Origin of the sequence: Pseudomonas sp. HOU2, assembly GCF_040729435.1 — a bacterium.
Classification (GTDB): Bacteria; Pseudomonadota; Gammaproteobacteria; order Pseudomonadales; family Pseudomonadaceae; genus Aquipseudomonas.
Window position 1 is genome coordinate 996,619 of sequence record NZ_CP160398.1, and the last position, 15,183, is coordinate 1,011,801.

A 15,183-nucleotide genomic window follows, 5' to 3' on the forward strand; every position below is an offset into this window, starting at 1 on the left:
CGGCCCGAGCCTTCGGCAGCTCCTACAGGGCCAGCATTACATTCAGTGTTCGGCTTTGAGGATGTCGAACAGTGCCTGCGCCGCTGCCGACAGCTCATTGCCCGGCTCCGTGAGCACACCAATCGCCCGCTCCACCGAGTCATTCAACGTCAGACAATGCGCGCCCAGCTCCAGCATCTGTTCGGCACACAACGCTGGCACCGCACTCACCCCCAGCCCGCTGGCGACCATGCGCCCGACGGTTGCCAGTTGATGGCTCTCGAATTCCACCGGCAGTTTCATGCCCCGGGCCTGCAAGTGTTCTTCGAGCATCACCCGCACTGTCGACGGCCGTTGCAGGGTAATGAACGGTTCCTGCAGCAAGGTCTGCCAGTCGATCTGCGTGCGCCCGGCCAGCGCTGAATCCTGCGGCACCACCGCGACGAAGCGATCAATGTACAGCGGGGTGAATGTCAGCGAGGTGTTCTGCATCGGTTCGAATGCCACACCCAATTCCACCTGGCGGTCGCGAACCATTTCCAGCACTTGCTCGTTGATCACGTCGTTTACCGTGACATTGACGTTCGGATAGCGCGCGCGAAAGGTCTTGAGGATCGGCGGCAGCAGGTTGCCGGCAAACGACGGCATCGCCGCCAGCGTCACCCGCCCGCGTTGCAGGCTGAAGCGCTGACGCATTTCGTCTTCAGCGTTGTCCCAGTCGGCGATCAGACGCCGGGCCAGCGGCAGCAACGATTCGCCCTCGGCAGTCAGCGCCACGTTGCGCGTGTTGCGGCTGAACAACCGCCCGCCCAGCCCCTCTTCCAGCGCCTTGATGGTCAGGCTCAACGCCGATTGCGACAAGTGCAGACGCTCGCAGGCCACGGCGAAACTCAGGCTCTGAGCCACGGCGAGGAAAGCGCGGATCTGTTTGATGGTCATACTGGATACCTTACCGTTTCAACGTCGTAGCCACTGTAGGAGCTGCTGAAGGCTCGGGCCGCGTTCGGACGATCTTTTGATCTTGATCTTTAAAAACAACATCAAAAGATCGCAGCCTTCGGCAGCTCCTACAGGGTGATGATGTCAACTATTGAGTTTTATCTATCAATCAACCTTAAAAATCAACTTAACAAATATATCCCCCGGCGAGACACTCCAGTCATTCGGCTAGCCAGCCGCCCGACAAACAATAAAAGAGGTGCATATGGCAGGTTTCGACAAGCGCGTGAGTTCCTACGAGGAAGCTCTGGCCGGTCTTGAAGATGGCATGACCGTGATCGCCGGCGGCTTCGGCCTGTGCGGCATCCCGGAAAACCTGATCGCCGAGATCAAGCGCAAGGGCACCCGCGACCTCACCGTGGTTTCCAACAACTGCGGCGTCGACGGTTTCGGCCTCGGTGTGCTGCTGACCGACCGCCAGATCAGCAAAGTCATCGCCTCCTACGTCGGCGAAAACAAACTGTTCGAAGAGCAACTGCTCAAGGGCGACATCGAAGTCATCCTGACCCCGCAAGGCACCCTCGCCGAGAAAATGCGCGCAGGCGGCGCCGGCATCCCGGCCTTCTTCACCGCCACCGGCGTCGGCACCCCGGTCGCCGAAGGCAAGGAAGTGCGCGAATTCAACGGGCGCAAGTACCTGATGGAAGAGTCCATCACCGGCGACTTCGCCATCGTCAAAGGCTGGAAAGCCGACCATTTCGGTAACGTCATCTACCGTCACACCGCGCAGAACTTCAACCCGCTGGCGGCCACCGCCGGCAAGATCACCGTGGTCGAAGTCGAAGAAATCGTCGAGCCCGGCGAGCTGGATCCGTCGCAGATCCACACCCCCGGCATCTACGTCGACCGGGTCATTTGCGGCACGTTCGAAAAGCGCATCGAACAGCGCACCATCCGCAAATAATTCAGGCTGACGGAGAATAAAAACATGGCACTTACCCGCGAACAAATGGCTCAGCGCGTCGCCCGTGAAATGCAGGACGGCTACTACGTGAACCTCGGCATCGGCATTCCGACCCTGGTCGCCAACTACATTCCAGAAGGCATGGAAGTCATGCTGCAATCGGAAAACGGCCTGCTCGGCATGGGCCCGTTCCCGACTGAAGAGACCATCGATGCCGACATGATCAACGCCGGCAAACAGACCGTGACTGCGCGCATCGGCGCATCGATTTTCAACTCCGCCGAATCCTTCGCGATGATCCGTGGCGGGCATGTCGACCTGACCGTGCTCGGCGCGTTCGAAGTCGACGTCGAAGGCAACATCGCCTCGTGGATGATTCCCGGCAAACTGGTCAAGGGCATGGGCGGCGCGATGGATCTGGTGGCCGGCGCCGACAACATTATCGTGATCATGACCCACGCCTCCAAGGACGGTGAGTCCAAGCTGCTGACCAAATGCAGCTTGCCGTTGACCGGCGCCGGCTGCATCAAGCGCGTGCTGACCGACCTCGCCTACCTGGAAATCGAAAATGGCGCTTTTGTCCTCAAGGAACGCGCACCTGGCGTCAGCGTCGAGGAAATCGTCGCCAAAACCGCTGGTAAACTGATCGTCCCGGATCACGTACCGGAAATGCAGTTCGCTGCCCAGTGAGGAATTCGAAAATGCAAGACGTCGTAATTGTTGCCGCCACCCGCACCGCGATCGGCAGTTTCCAGGGTTCGCTGGCCAGCGTGTCCGCCGTGGATCTGGGCGCTGCGGTGATCCGCCAGTTACTTGAGCAGACCGGTCTGGACGGTGCGCAGGTCGATGAAGTGATCATGGGCCAGGTGCTGACCGCCGGCGCCGGCCAGAACCCGGCGCGTCAGGCCGCGATCAAGGCCGGCCTGCCCCACGCCGTGCCGGCCATGACCCTGAACAAGGTCTGCGGCTCGGGCCTCAAAGCTTTGCATCTGGGCGCGCAGGCGATCCGTTGCGGCGATGCCGAGGTGATCATCGCCGGCGGCCAGGAGAACATGAGCCTGTCCAACTACGTGATGCCGGGCGCACGCACCGGTCTGCGCATGGGTCACGCGCAAATCGTCGACACCATGATCAGCGATGGTCTGTGGGATGCGTTCAACGATTACCACATGGGCATCACTGCCGAGAATCTGGTCGATAAATATGCGATCAGCCGCGAGCAGCAGGACGCCTTCGCCGCCGCCTCGCAGCGCAAAGCCGCTGCGGCCATTGAGGCCGGACGCTTTGTCGATGAGATCACCCCGATCCTGATCCCGCAACGCAAAGGCGATCCGGTCGCGTTCAAGGTCGACGAGCAACCGCGTGGCGACACCACCGCCGAATCGCTGGCGAAACTGCGTCCGGCGTTCAAGAAGGACGGCAGCGTCACCGCCGGTAATGCTTCGTCGCTGAACGACGGCGCCGCTGCAGTCATCCTTATGAGCGCCGAAAAAGCCAAGGCTCTGGGCCTGGCGAAAATCGCTGCATACGCCAACGCCGGTGTGGATCCGGCAATCATGGGCATCGGCCCGGTCTCGGCCACTCGCCGCTGCCTCGACAAGGCAGGCTGGAATATCGGCCAACTGGACCTGATCGAGGCCAACGAAGCGTTCGCCGCGCAATCGCTGGCCGTGGCCAAGGATCTGCAATGGGATCTGGACAAGGTAAACGTCAACGGCGGCGCCATCGCCCTCGGTCACCCGATCGGTGCGTCGGGCTGCCGCGTGCTGGTGACGCTGCTGCACGAAATGATCAAGCGTGATGCGAAGAAGGGTCTGGCGACCCTGTGCATCGGCGGCGGTCAGGGTGTGGCGCTGGCGCTGGAGCGCGCTTAACCCCCGAGTTCACAGCGGGTGGTGGATCCACGACATCCGCCGCTGGCTGGCAACAAAAAACCCGGTGCGATTCGCGTTGCACCGGGTGTTTTTTGCCTGAATTTCGTGTCTATCTTCAGGGCCCTATCGCTGGCAAGCCAGCTCCCACAGGGTCTGTGGCGTACAACGAATTTGAATCCACCCTCAATCACTGTGGGAGCTGGCTTGCCAGCGATGAGGCCAGTTCAGGCAACAGAAAAATCAGGGTTCACACCACCATCTGCAGAATCAACCACGCATTTGCCCCACTGATCACCGCAAACAGACCCCACGCCAGCACCCGGGTCGGCAGCCTGTTCACAAACGGCCCCATCAGTTGCTTGTCACTGGTCATGCGGATCAGCGGGTACAACGCAAACGGCAGTTGCAGGCTCAACACCACCTGACTCAACACCAGCAACTTGCCCACCGCGTTGTCGCCCATCAGCCACACGCCGATGAACGCCGGGATCAGCGCCAGCCCACGGGTGATCAACCGCCGCTGCCAGCAGGGAATACGCAGGTTCAGATAACCCTCCATGATCACCTGCCCGGCGATGGTCCCGGTGAACGTCGAGCTCTGCCCCGACGCCAGCAACGCCACGCCAAACAGCACACTGGCCAGCGCACCGCCCACCAGCGGGTCGAGCAGGTGATAGGCGTCCTGAATGTCCACCACGTCGGTATGCCCGGACTGGTGAAAGGCAGCCGCCGCCAGAATCAGAATCGCCGCATTGACCAGCAGCGCCAGCGCCAGCGAACCGATGGTGTCGATGCGCGCCAGATTCACCGCGTCCTGCTTGCTCGCCAGATCCGTGCCGATCATCCGCGTCTGCACGATCGAGGTATGCAGGTAGAGGTTGTGCGGCATCACCGTGGCGCCGAGGATACCGATTGCCAGGTACAACGGCGCGGCATCGCTGATCGCCGAGAGCGACGGTTTGAACCCGGCGAACACGTCTGGCCAGTACGGTTTGATCAGCACCAGTTCGACGAAGAAACACACGCCGATGGTCGCCACCAGCACCAGCATGATCGCTTCCAGTCGGCGAAAGCCACGGTTCTGCAGGGCCAGCACCAGCAGCGTGTCGAAGGCGGTCAGGGCAATGCCGAAGGTCAGCGAACAGCCAAGCAATAAATGGAAGGCCAGGGCACAGCCGAGCACTTCGGCCAGATCGGTGGCGATGATCGAGATTTCCGCCAGCACCCATTGCAGGCGCGCGGTCGGGGTGCTGTACCGCTCGCGGGACAATTGCGCCAGATCGCGACCGGTAGCGATGCCCAGCCGCGAGCACAGGCATTGCACGACCATCCCCGCCAGACTTGCGAGCAACACCACAAACAGCAGGCTGTAACCAAAACGCGAACCGGCCTCGATCGCGGTCGCCCAGTTGCCCGGATCCATGTAGCCGATAGACACCAGCAAGCCAGGCCCGGCAAAACGCAGCACGCGTTTGAAGAACGAAGCGTTCGGATCCACCGCGACACTGCCAGCCACTTCCGGCGGGCAGAACGGCGCGGTGGCGATTTTGGGTAGGCTGAATTTCACGCACACATCCAGAAACAAGTCGGAAAGACGCAGCTTAGACGTTTCAGTTGAACCCTTGAAGAGCAAAAGATCGTCCGAACGCGGCCCGAGCCTTCGGCAGCTCCTACACTGGAATGCGTTCCCCTGTAGGAGCTGCCGAAGGCTGCGATCTTTTGACTTTAATGGCTCATGCCCAGTAACTGCTGACGCAACTCGGGGTTACGGGTGCGCGGATCCAGCCAGATATCGAAAAACGCCCGGGCAAACTGCGGATCATCGATTTCATGCTGCAACTGCTGACCGATAAAAAACCGCGCACCCTGCCCCGGCAGATACACGCCCGTAATCCGCGTGCCGGCCTGCACATCGACGAACGATTGCTGCATTTGCTCTTGCCACCTGGACAGTTGTGCGGGACTGACGCTCGAGCCTGCCAGCCGTTTGATTTCATCGACACTGGCCTGCACCAGATCGTCACGGGAGATCTTGCGCCGATAGATCAGCTCCAGAGCGAAGGGCTGCTCGGTGGACAACGGGCGCGCCGCGCTCCACATCCGCGCGTTGTACACATCGAATCCGAACACACTGAAATCGCCGCTGCCGATGATTTGCGCCCCGGGCACCGCGTCCTGCCAGTTGGCCCAGGTCGGCGTCAGCAGCAACGCCCACAGACCAATGCCACAACAACCACGCAACACCCTAGGTGCTCTGTTCATCGTGGCATCGACTCCGGTAAATCCTGATAGTCAGAGCATAGTCGGCGATCCACACCAGCACTTTGTATACAGTTTTTGTAGAACAATGCAGCAATCGGTGAGCGGCAATGCTAACGTGGCCTCTCTCATCCGACGGAGCCTCCCGCGTGCTGATCCTCAAACTGCTACTGATCCCCGGTTTTCTGCTGCTGATTTCCCTCGCTGGCAAGCGCTGGGGGCCGAGCGTGGCCGGTTGGCTGTCGGGGTTGCCGGTGGTGGTCGGGCCGATTCTGTTTTTCCTCGCCATTGAACAGGGACCGCAATTTGCAGCGCAATCGGCGGTCGCGGCGCTCTCGGCGATGTTTGCCATGATTGCGTTCTGCGTCACCTACGCGCAGGTCGCGCAGCGAGCGAACTGGCCGTGGGCGCTGACGGTTTCGCTGTCGGTGTGGGCGGCGCTGGCGCTGGTGCTGTCGCTGATTCCGGCGTCGCTGCCGTTCTCGATCGCTGCGGCAGCCACTGCCCTGCTCGCCGCGCCGTACCTGTTCCCCGACGTGCAGCCGGTACTGAATGGCCCTGCGCCGAAATCCGACAAACTGATCTGGCGAATGATTGCCGGGGCGGCGTTGACGCTGTTGGTGACCCTGCTCGCCAGTACCGTGGGCGAGCGCTGGAGCGGCTTGCTCGCGGTGTTCCCGGTACTGGGCAGTGTGATGGCAGTGTTCTCCCAACAGACGCGCGGCCCGGCGTTTACCACGGCATTGCTGCGGGCGACGGCGACCGGCATGTACTCGTTTTCGGCGTTTTGCCTGGTGTCGGCGCTGACCCTGCCAACCCTGGGCCTGAGCGGATTCATCGCCGGTGTTGCGGTGTCGGTGGCGATGCTCGGCGTTACCCGCAAACTGCTGGCCCGCCCAGCACCAGCCAAAAGCCCACAACCCCAAGGCTGACGTAATTCACTGTGGCGAGGGAGCTTGCTCCCGCGGGCGTGCGCAACGCCCCTATGATTTTTACGACTGCTGCGCAGCCGAGCGGGACGGTGCGGCGATCCGACAAGCTCCCTCGCCACAAATGTTCGACAAACCGCGCTGGAATGCCAGGCACGCTCCGTGGGATCATCGCCGCCCTGGCGCGACCAACCCCCTCCGGAGATTTACATGTCATTGCTCAGCAAGAAAGCCGTCGTCCTGTTGCTGGCGGCGGTCGCCGGTCTCGGCGCCATCAATGCCCAGGCCGCCAAGGCCAAGGAAAAAGCGGCGACCAACAGCGTGTCGATGCTCGACGGCAAGTTCACCTTCGTCCTGCCCAAAGGTTTTACCGCCGACCCGCTGCCGGCCGGGCCGACCGGTGCCAAGGGCACGATGTACACCAATCAGGCGACCAAAACCGTGGTCATCGCCGCGGAAAACCAGATCGCCGGGGGCACCAGCGTCAAGGACAACGACAACGAATTTCTCGATGGCAGCCTGGCGAGTTTCATCGATGACCAGCGCAAGGCCCTGCCGGACTTCAACAAGCTCAGCGAAAAAAGCCTGACCCAGAAAAGCAGCGGCCTCGGCGTGCGTCAGGTCGACAGCACCGCCACTCAGGGCGGCGGCCAGACTCTGAACACCACCCTGCTCGCCGCGTCCGGCAAACGCATGGCGCTGGTCCAGGTGATTTCCCGGGCCAGCGACAAGAGCGGTCACGATGCGCTGGTGAAAACCATCCTCAAGGACAAGTGATCCTTACGGATTGAGTTGCTGCAGCCAGGCATTCAAGTCGCGCAGCTCGGCCGTGCTGATGCTGTGGCCGACGCCGGGATAGGCGTGAAACTCGGGCTTATAGGCGAGTTTCTGCAGCAGCGCATCGGCCTCGGTGCCGTCGTGGTACGGCACTCGATCATCGGCGGTGCCATGGCCGATGAAGATGTGCAGCGGCAACGGTTGCTGCTGCGCCTTGAGTTCGCCTTTCAACACCGGCAACAGCCGTCCACTCAACGCCGCAATGCCGCCGACCGCCACCGGCGGACGCAAGCCCACTTCGTAGGTCATCATCGCGCCCTGACTGAAACCGATCAGGTACACCTTGTCCGGGCTGGCGTGATATTTCTGCGCCGCCTGCGCGACAAACGCCCGCAACTTCTGGCCGCTGGCCTGCAGATCATCGGTCTCACCGTTGTAGGCACCTTCGCCTTTCTTGCGAAACCACTGGAAACGTCCTTCGCCCAGCGCCAGCGGTGCCTGCACTGACAGGTAGTTGTACTGCGCCGGCAACTGAAACTTCATACCGATCAGATCGGCTTCGTTACTGCCGTAACCGTGCAGGAAAATCACCAGCGGCCGGGTGTTCGCGTCCGGGTGAACCTGCTCGATGTATTTCAGTGGCAGGTCGCTTTGCAGCGTGGTCTGCGCGTGAACGGCGCTGGACGCCAGGAGGGTCAACAGGGCAAACGCCTTCAACATAAAGCCTTCCTTCGCGGAGTGTCGGGTTCGGAGACAGCCTAACATTGTCTGAAAGGTGTGGTGTCGCGGATGCCGCCATCGCTGGCAAGCCAGCTCCCACGGGTTTTGTGAGCACCACCGATCACTGTGGGAGCTGGCTTGCCAGCGATGAAGCCAGCAAAAACACCGAAGATCTGTCAGTCGTTGATCAGCTTGCCCACCCGAATCGGCTCACGCCCTGCCACCTTGGCCTGCCAGATCCCCGGTTGGGTGTAACGCCCACGATCAATCGCAAACAGCACGCCGCTGGTGCCGGCGCGGACGGTGGTGAGGCGGTCATTCAACGGGTCCACCACCTCGAACAGCGCATCGCCCTTCTCCACCCATTCCCCGGCATTGCGCAGGAAACTGACCACGCCATGGTGCGGCGCGAACAGATATTCGGTGCCTTCGAACGGCATGCCTTCGCAGCATTCCTGCGGTGCCGCCGGCCATTCGCCGCTGATGAAACCCTGCTCGGCGAGAAAGCCGAGAATCGCTTCACAATTGGCCTGCGCCTGATCAACCCGGGTGTCGCCCATGCTGCCCAGTTCCAGGGTGGTGGCAAGATTCGCCGGAGGAATCGCCGCGTTCGGGAACGCCCGCGCCAGACGCAGCCACGGCGACGAGCACGACTCGTCGAACGAACTGCCACCGGAGTCTTCACACAGCAAGGCGACGCCAGCCTTCAGTCGCGCCGCCAGCGATTGCCAGCGCGGCCAGTGTTGCGGCAGTGCGTAAATGTGAATCGCCGCGTCAAAATCGCAATGCAGATCAAGGGTGATGTCGGCGTCGCAGGCATGGCGCAGCAGCAAGCGGTGCAGCGCTTCCAGTTGCGAGGCCGGGGCCGGCAGTTCGTCGAGCACCTGACCCATGGTCTGGCGGATCAGCGCGATATTGGCTTCGGCATCACTGCCCAGCCGCTCGCCGATTCGCGCCGCCACTGGCGCGCTGAGTTCAACGAACGAGCGGTTGAAATTCTTCCCGCTGCCCAGCTCGAAGCGCCCCATGTGGCTGCCTTGCAGATGCTGGTCGAGGCCGATCGGATTGGCCACCGGCACCAGCTCGATCACCCCTTGCAGGCGACCCTGGTGTTCCAGTTCGCTGAGGCGCTGCTTGAGTTCCCACGCGGTGCGCATGCCCGGCAGTTCGTCGGCGTGCAGACTGGCCTGGATATACACCTTGCGGCTGCCGGCGCCGTAACGGAAGACGCTGAGGGAACGTTCGCTGCCCAGATGGCTCCAGGGCAGGACATGGTCGATGCGTTGCATGGGAAAACTCCTGAATGGCTGGATCACGCAGATCCCCTGTAGGAGTGAGCCTGCTCGCGATAGCGGTGTGTCAGGCACTAAAGTGGCTGAATGTTAAACCGCTATCGCGAGCAGGCTCACTCCTACAGGGTTCTCCTATGAATCAGAGCACAAAAAAAGTGGCCACCGCATTCACGGGGCCACTTTTTTCTATAGCGTATTAATGGCCGTACACGTCAAAGTCGAAGTACTTGTCCTGGACTTTCTTGTACTCGCCATTGGCGCGGATTTCGGTGATGGCCTTGTTGAATTTCTCCGCCAGTTCGGTATCGCCCTTGCGCACGGCGATGCCGGCGCCACCGCCGAAGTACTTGGCGTCTTCATAGGTCGGGCCGACGAATTCGAAGCCTTTACCGGCATCGGTCTTCAGGAAACCGTCGCTGAGGTTGACCGAGTCGGCCAGCATCGCGTCGAGACGACCGGACTTCATATCCAGGTTGGCTTCCTGTTGCGAGCCATAGCGCACCACTTCAAACCCGGCGTCTTTGGCCATGTCGGTGGCATAACGGTCGTGGGTACTGGCGCGCAGCACGCCGACCTTCTTGCCCTTGAGCTGGGTCAGCGGATCAGTGATGCCCGAGCCTTCCTTCATCACGAAACGCGCCGGGGTGTGGTAGTACTTGATGGTGAAATCGACGTTTTTCTTGCGGTCGTCGGTGATGGTCATCGAGGACAGGATCGCGTCGATCTTCTTCACTTTGAGTGCCGGGATCAGGCCATCGAATTCCTGCTCGACCCATACGCATTTGACGTCCATCTGTTTGCACAGGGCATCGCCGATATCGACGTCGAACCCGGTGAGTTTGCCGTCAGCGGTTTTCATCGAGAATGGCGGGTAAGCGGCTTCAATCCCCAGACGAATCGGTTTGGCGTCTTCGGCTACAGCGGTCAGGGACAACATCGACAGTGCCAGGGCACCGAACATCACTAGCTTCTTCATTTATTACTCCTGTGTGCGGAGGCTTTTATTGGCAGCTTTCGATTGGGCGTTCGGTCATGGCCAATTAGCGGCAAAAACCGACGTGGCCGGCAGTCTATGGCGGCGCGCACAGGGTAAATTGTGTTTAGGCGACAAATACTTACAGAAAATCGGCGCACGCGTTGACCGGGATCAACGCTGCGCCGACATGGTGCAAAGGCTGTAGGACAAATCTTTGAAAACGACAAAAATTGCCTTTGTAGGAGCTGCCGCAGGCTGCGATCTTTTGCTCTTTAAAAGTCAAAAGATCGCAGCCTGCGGCAGCTCCTACAAAAGCATTCAGCATTCACATCCAATAGGCGCCTTGGCGGTTTGAGTAGCACTCAAGCTGAACCCTTCATCCAGCCACCCAGTCACACCGCCAATCATCTCCTTGACCGGGTAACCCAACGCCGCCAGTTTCACCGCAGCCTTGTTGGCGCCGTTGCAGTGCGGGCCGGCGCAATAGACCACGAACAACGTGTTCGTCGAATACTCCGCCAGGCCTTCGGCGGTCAGCGAGCGGGTCGGAATGTTGATCGCGCCCGGCACGTGACCGCGCTCGAACGCCAAACGACTGCGCACATCGACCAGAACAAAATCGACTTCACCGGCCTCCTGGCTGCTGTACACGTCAGAACAATCGGTTTCAAACGTCAGACGGTTGCTGAAATGCATCAGGGCAATCGCCGACGGTGCGGCAGGAATATCGCGAACCAGGCTGGTCATGTTGTGTGGCTCCTTCATCTGTTGGTGTGTGAGCAGACTTTATCGGGCCGGCACTTGGCGCTACAGTGGCGCGCAAGACACTCACCGGGAATTTTCCGCCAAATGCCTGACTCACCTGGATTGGTTGCGATTCTGGCCTACGACGGCCTCTGTACCTTCGAGTTCGGCATCGCCGTGGAGATTTTCGGCCTGCCCCGGCCGGAGTTCGATTTCCCGTGGTACGAGCACCGTATCGTCGCCGTCGATCAAGGGCCGATGCGCGCCATGGGCGGGATTCACGTATTGGCCGACGGCGGCCTGGAGCTGCTGGCGCAGGCGCGCACCATCATCATTCCCGGTTGGCGCGACCGCGCGGCCCCGGTGCCGCCGGCATTGATCGACGCCTTGCGACAGGCCCACGCCCGGGGTGCGCGGTTGCTGTCGATTTGCTCCGGGGTGTTTGTGCTGGCCGCCAGTGGCTTGCTCGACGGTCACGGTGCGACCACGCACTGGCGCTACACCGAGGAACTGGCGCGGCGCTTCCCGGCGATTGCGGTGGATCCGGATGTGCTTTACGTCGACTCCGGCCAGTTGATCACCTCGGCGGGCAGCGCCGCCGGGATCGATGCCTGCCTCTATCTGCTGGCGCGGGACTTTGGCACCCAGGTCGCCAATTCAGTGGCCCGGCGCCTGGTGATGTCGCCGCAACGCACCGGCGGTCAGGCGCAGTTCATCCCCATGCCAGTCAGCGCGACACCCCGCAACGACTTGTCGCGGGTGATGCAGTGGGCCCGCGAACGCCTGCACCAACCACTGGAAGTGCGCGATCTGGCCAGCGAAGCGGCCATGAGCGAGCGGACCTTTCTGCGCCGTTTCACCGAGGCCAGCGGGCAATCGCCCAAGGCGTGGCTGCAACACGAGCGACTGGCCCGGGCGCGGGAGTTACTGGAGAGCAGCGTGCACAACACCGAGCAGATCGCCCAGCGCTGCGGTTATCGCTCGGTGGAGAGTTTTCGTGTGGCGTTTCGCAGCGTGGTCGGGGTGCCGCCGTCGGTGTATCGGGAGCGGTTTGGGCGTGGGCTCAAAGCGATTTCCTGAGATGAATTTCCGGACGCCATCGCTGGCAAACCAGCTCCCACAGGCTTTGCGTCGTACACACCACCTTGTTTCAACTCAGAAACCTGTGGGAGCTGGGCTTGCCCGCGATGAGGCCTGCACCGACAACCTACAAATCAAGGCTTGCGCAACAAATAGGTATCCATGATCCACCCATGCTCGGCCCGCGCCGCTTTGCGCGTGCGCTCGATCTGCTCCGCCACATCCTCAAGCTTGCCACTGATCAGAATCTCATCCGGCGTGCCGAGGTAAGCGCCCCAGTAAATCTCGGTCTGCTGATCCGCCACATGGTGGTAGGAATCTTCAGCGTCGAGCATCACCACCAGGCTGTCCGTGTCACTCACCTGCCCCGCCGCCAGACGCCGGCCCGTGGTAATTTCGATTGACCGGCCAATGCTGTTCAGCGGCACCTTATGCTGCGCCGCCAACGCCTGAACGCTGGTAATTCCGGGGATCACTTCAAACTCGAAAGCACAGCGGCCTGACGCCAGAATCGCCTGCAGGATACGAATCGTGCTGTCGTACAGCGCCGGGTCGCCCCACACGAGGAAACCGCCGCATTCGTTGTCAGCCAATTCTTCATTGATCAGCCGCTCGAAGGTTTCTTGCTTGGCGCGGTTCAGGTCATCGACCGCGCGGGTGTAGTCAACGTCGCCGCGCTCGCGCTCCGGGCTGTGGGCTTCGGCGAAGCGATACCCAGGATCGGTGATGTAGCGCGCGCAGATTTCCCGTCGCAGATCAATCAATTTGTCCTTGCTCTGGCCTTTATCCATCAGAAAGAACACGTCGACCTGATTCAGCGCCTTTACCGCCTGCATCGTGATGTAGTCGGGATTTCCGGCGCCGATGCCGATGACCAGCAGTTGTTTCATCACAGCGCTCCCGCAAGATCGATACCCGACAAGCGTAGCCGCCAGATGCCGTTGAACCGCAGTTCAACGACTGACAACGGTTCAACATCAATCGCGTTGAACGCTGCGCCCTGCACCACCTGCAGCAATGCTGCGCGCACCACAAACGGATGGGTGATGGCGACGATATGCCCCGGCGCACCTTGCAGGCTGGCCAGCCACGCCGCCACACGCTCGCCCAATTGCCTTACCGACTCGCCACCATGGGGTGCAGCCTGCGGATCACTGATCCACGCCTGCAAAGCCTCGGCCTCGCGCCGTTGCAGATCCTTGATCGCTTGCCCGTGCCAGCGCCCCCAATCGCAATCGCGCAGCGCTTCGTCCACTTGCGGCGCCGCACCGAACCATTCGGCAGTCTGGCGGGTGCGCAATTCCGGCCCGCACAACACACGGTTGGCGCTGGCGAATTGTGTGGCCAACGCACCGGGCGCCAATGGCAGATGTTCAACAGGCTCGTTCGTAGGAAAACGCGACAATTTCTGTGCGACGGTTCGAGCGTGGCAAATCAAAGTCAAACGGGTGGATTGCACGGTATTGCACTCGATGGACATCCGGTAAATCGGCGGCAAACGGCCGGTCTTGCGGCAATTGTGCCGTAAACCGGGCGTTGCAGGGGATCCCGGGAATTTCTGGCCTGACATGTTGAAGGCGAAAAAACGGCAATGTCTGACACGCCGATGGGCAATGGACTACAAGGATCGGCGACAACTGTGTAGGCCTTGTTGCACATGGCTCTGAGGTTATTTAAACGCTGAATCGCTACCGCTAAAAATTCACTAGACATGTAACCTGAGTTACATAAATACTGTTTTAACGGATTATGAAACGAATTCAACACCCTTCCCCTTCATCCAGCAGGAGCCCGGATGCCGCCTCTCAGAGACTTGATCACCGATCCCGGCCTGGAGCTGACGCCGTCTGAGCGCAAAGTGATTCGCGCCCTGCTCGACCAGTATCCACGCAATGGCCTGGGTCCGATGGCGCGTCTGGCCGAGCACGCCGGCGTCAGTGATCCGACCATCGTACGGCTGGTGAAGAAGCTCGGATTCGGCGGTTATGCCGAGTTTCAGGACGCCCTGCTCAGCGACATGGATCACCGCCTGCGTTCGCCGCGCACCCTGTTGCAGCCCCGTTCGCACCTGAACAAGGATGATGCCTGGGGCCATTATCTGGCCGACAGCCAACGGCTGATGGTGGAAACCCAGGCCCTGACACAACCTGAAGACGTGCGCATTCTGCTCGACTGGCTGCTCGACACCCGGCACCAGATCTACTGCTTCGGCGGGCGCTTCAGCAGCCTGATGGCCAACTACCTGCTCAATCACTTGCGCCTGCTGCGACCCGGCTGCTTTGCCCTGGAAGACAACGCGCAACTGCCCGACCGCCTGTTCGATCTGCAACGCCAGGACGTAGTGCTGCTGTTTGACTATCGGCGCTACCAGTCCCAGGCCCTGCGGGTTGCCTCGGCGGCGAAGAACAACAACGCGCGGGTGGTGTTGTTCACCGACATCTATGCCTCGCCGCTGCGCGAATTGGCTGACCTGATCATCAGTGCTCCGGTGGAATCGGCCTCGCCGTTCGACACCATGGTGCCGGCGCTGGCCCAGGTCGAGGCGCTGATTGCCTGCTTGACCCTGCGCAGCCCCGATCTGGCCGATCGCCTGGAAGGCATCGACGCCCTGCGCAACGACTTCAACACCCATCTGCTGGAGGATAAATAA

16 protein-coding genes are annotated in these 15,183 nt (G+C 61.0%); 7 read left to right on the forward strand and 9 right to left on the reverse strand.

The genetic code is table 11. The features are described from left to right. Positions 1 to 42 precede the first annotated feature (42 nt). On the reverse strand, positions 43 to 918 hold the full coding sequence (locus ABV589_RS04325) for a LysR substrate-binding domain-containing protein (protein ID WP_367085042.1): 876 nt from the start codon (positions 916 to 918) through the stop codon (positions 43 to 45). Between the two features lie 265 nt (positions 919 to 1,183). Here ABV589_RS04325 and ABV589_RS04330 point away from each other — a divergent pair, with 265 nt between their 5' ends. From ABV589_RS04330 to ABV589_RS04340, 3 genes are read left to right on the forward strand one after another with little or no spacing between them, the layout of a single operon-like run. Beyond that, positions 1,184 to 1,882 carry a CoA transferase subunit A gene (locus ABV589_RS04330; RefSeq protein ID WP_003226174.1) on the forward strand — a complete coding sequence of 233 codons (699 nt, stop codon included), beginning with the start codon at positions 1,184 to 1,186 and terminating at the stop codon, positions 1,880 to 1,882. Between the two features lie 24 nt (positions 1,883 to 1,906). After that, a complete protein-coding gene (locus ABV589_RS04335) occupies positions 1,907 to 2,572 on the forward strand; it encodes a CoA transferase subunit B (RefSeq protein ID WP_367085043.1) in 666 nt (221 codons plus the stop codon). Between the two features lie 11 nt (positions 2,573 to 2,583). Then, positions 2,584 to 3,756: an acetyl-CoA C-acetyltransferase gene (locus ABV589_RS04340; RefSeq protein WP_367085044.1), complete on the forward strand. Its 1,173-nt coding sequence runs from the start codon at positions 2,584 to 2,586 to the stop codon at positions 3,754 to 3,756. A 247-nt stretch (positions 3,757 to 4,003) separates the two neighbouring features. On the opposite strand, the gene ABV589_RS04345 is transcribed toward ABV589_RS04340, so the two are convergent. Together ABV589_RS04345 and ABV589_RS04350 are read right to left on the reverse strand one after the other, a co-directional pair. Next, positions 4,004 to 5,323, reverse strand: a complete 1,320-nt coding sequence (locus ABV589_RS04345) for an Nramp family divalent metal transporter (RefSeq protein ID WP_367085045.1) — start codon at positions 5,321 to 5,323, stop codon at positions 4,004 to 4,006. A gap of 158 nt (positions 5,324 to 5,481) precedes the next feature. Beyond that, complete coding sequence (locus tag ABV589_RS04350) at positions 5,482 to 6,018, reverse strand: chalcone isomerase family protein (protein ID WP_367085046.1); 537 nt, start codon at positions 6,016 to 6,018, stop codon at positions 5,482 to 5,484. A 146-nt stretch (positions 6,019 to 6,164) separates the two neighbouring features. Here ABV589_RS04350 and ABV589_RS04355 point away from each other — a divergent pair, with 146 nt between their 5' ends. Together ABV589_RS04355 and ABV589_RS04360 are read left to right on the forward strand one after the other, a co-directional pair. Then, positions 6,165 to 6,947, forward strand: a complete 783-nt coding sequence (locus tag ABV589_RS04355; RefSeq protein WP_367085047.1) for a hypothetical protein — start codon at positions 6,165 to 6,167, stop codon at positions 6,945 to 6,947. A 207-nt stretch (positions 6,948 to 7,154) separates the two neighbouring features. Beyond that, entirely contained in the window at positions 7,155 to 7,721 is a 567-nt protein-coding gene (locus ABV589_RS04360) for a hypothetical protein (RefSeq protein WP_367085048.1), read from the forward strand. Positions 7,722 to 7,724: 3 nt separating this feature from the next. On the opposite strand, the gene ABV589_RS04365 is transcribed toward ABV589_RS04360, so the two are convergent. From ABV589_RS04365 to ABV589_RS04380, 4 genes are all read right to left on the reverse strand, one after another. Then, the gene (locus ABV589_RS04365) at positions 7,725 to 8,441 is read right to left on the reverse strand and encodes a prolyl oligopeptidase family serine peptidase (RefSeq protein ID WP_367085049.1); all 717 of its coding nucleotides are present in this window, start codon (positions 8,439 to 8,441) and stop codon (positions 7,725 to 7,727) included. A gap of 176 nt (positions 8,442 to 8,617) precedes the next feature. Next, positions 8,618 to 9,730 (reverse strand): succinylglutamate desuccinylase/aspartoacylase family protein, encoded by a 1,113-nt coding sequence (locus ABV589_RS04370; protein WP_367085050.1) that lies wholly within the window; start codon positions 9,728 to 9,730, stop codon positions 8,618 to 8,620. Positions 9,731 to 9,929: 199 nt separating this feature from the next. Beyond that, positions 9,930 to 10,709, reverse strand: a complete 780-nt coding sequence (locus ABV589_RS04375) for an ABC transporter substrate-binding protein (protein WP_007968774.1) — start codon at positions 10,707 to 10,709, stop codon at positions 9,930 to 9,932. A gap of 318 nt (positions 10,710 to 11,027) precedes the next feature. Then, complete coding sequence (locus ABV589_RS04380) at positions 11,028 to 11,456, reverse strand: rhodanese-like domain-containing protein (protein WP_367085051.1); 429 nt, start codon at positions 11,454 to 11,456, stop codon at positions 11,028 to 11,030. Positions 11,457 to 11,558: 102 nt separating this feature from the next. Here ABV589_RS04380 and ftrA point away from each other — a divergent pair, with 102 nt between their 5' ends. Further along, positions 11,559 to 12,533 carry a transcriptional regulator FtrA gene (gene ftrA, locus ABV589_RS04385; protein ID WP_367085052.1) on the forward strand — a complete coding sequence of 325 codons (975 nt, stop codon included), beginning with the start codon at positions 11,559 to 11,561 and terminating at the stop codon, positions 12,531 to 12,533. Positions 12,534 to 12,667: 134 nt separating this feature from the next. Here ftrA and cobF read toward each other — a convergent pair whose 3' ends face one another. Together cobF and ABV589_RS04395 are read right to left on the reverse strand one after the other, a co-directional pair. Then, the gene (gene cobF / locus ABV589_RS04390; protein WP_367085053.1) at positions 12,668 to 13,423 is read right to left on the reverse strand and encodes a precorrin-6A synthase (deacetylating); all 756 of its coding nucleotides are present in this window, start codon (positions 13,421 to 13,423) and stop codon (positions 12,668 to 12,670) included. Beyond that, entirely contained in the window at positions 13,423 to 14,013 is a 591-nt protein-coding gene (locus ABV589_RS04395; RefSeq protein WP_367085054.1) for a histidine phosphatase family protein, read from the reverse strand. Before ABV589_RS04395 ends, cobF begins: the two co-directional genes overlap by 1 nt. 315 nt (positions 14,014 to 14,328) lie before the next feature. Between ABV589_RS04395 and ABV589_RS04400 the strand changes: the two genes are divergently transcribed. Next, positions 14,329 to 15,183 carry a MurR/RpiR family transcriptional regulator gene (locus ABV589_RS04400; RefSeq protein ID WP_007968763.1) on the forward strand — a complete coding sequence of 285 codons (855 nt, stop codon included), beginning with the start codon at positions 14,329 to 14,331 and terminating at the stop codon, positions 15,181 to 15,183.

Bases quoted from the DNA above. Each gene is read 5' to 3' on its own strand.
- ABV589_RS04350 (WP_367085046.1), bottom strand. From the start codon at position 6,018: ATGAACAGAGCACCTAGGGTGTTGCGTGGTTGTTGTGGCATTGGTCTG.
- ABV589_RS04330 (WP_003226174.1), top strand. From the start codon at position 1,184: ATGGCAGGTTTCGACAAGCGCGTGAGTTCCTACGAGGAAGCTCTGGCC.
- ABV589_RS04380 (WP_367085051.1), bottom strand. From the start codon at position 11,456: ATGACCAGCCTGGTTCGCGATATTCCTGCCGCACCGTCGGCGATTGCC.
- ABV589_RS04335 (WP_367085043.1), top strand. From the start codon at position 1,907: ATGGCACTTACCCGCGAACAAATGGCTCAGCGCGTCGCCCGTGAAATG.
- ABV589_RS04370 (WP_367085050.1), bottom strand. From the start codon at position 9,730: ATGCAACGCATCGACCATGTCCTGCCCTGGAGCCATCTGGGCAGCGAA.
- cobF (WP_367085053.1), bottom strand. From the start codon at position 13,423: ATGAAACAACTGCTGGTCATCGGCATCGGCGCCGGAAATCCCGACTAC.
- ABV589_RS04375 (WP_007968774.1), bottom strand. From the start codon at position 10,709: ATGAAGAAGCTAGTGATGTTCGGTGCCCTGGCACTGTCGATGTTGTCC.
- ABV589_RS04360 (WP_367085048.1), top strand. From the start codon at position 7,155: ATGTCATTGCTCAGCAAGAAAGCCGTCGTCCTGTTGCTGGCGGCGGTC.
- ftrA (WP_367085052.1), top strand. From the start codon at position 11,559: ATGCCTGACTCACCTGGATTGGTTGCGATTCTGGCCTACGACGGCCTC.
- ABV589_RS04340 (WP_367085044.1), top strand. From the start codon at position 2,584: ATGCAAGACGTCGTAATTGTTGCCGCCACCCGCACCGCGATCGGCAGT.
- ABV589_RS04395 (WP_367085054.1), bottom strand. From the start codon at position 14,013: ATGTCCATCGAGTGCAATACCGTGCAATCCACCCGTTTGACTTTGATT.
- ABV589_RS04365 (WP_367085049.1), bottom strand. From the start codon at position 8,441: ATGTTGAAGGCGTTTGCCCTGTTGACCCTCCTGGCGTCCAGCGCCGTT.
- ABV589_RS04400 (WP_007968763.1), top strand. From the start codon at position 14,329: ATGCCGCCTCTCAGAGACTTGATCACCGATCCCGGCCTGGAGCTGACG.
- ABV589_RS04325 (WP_367085042.1), bottom strand. From the start codon at position 918: ATGACCATCAAACAGATCCGCGCTTTCCTCGCCGTGGCTCAGAGCCTG.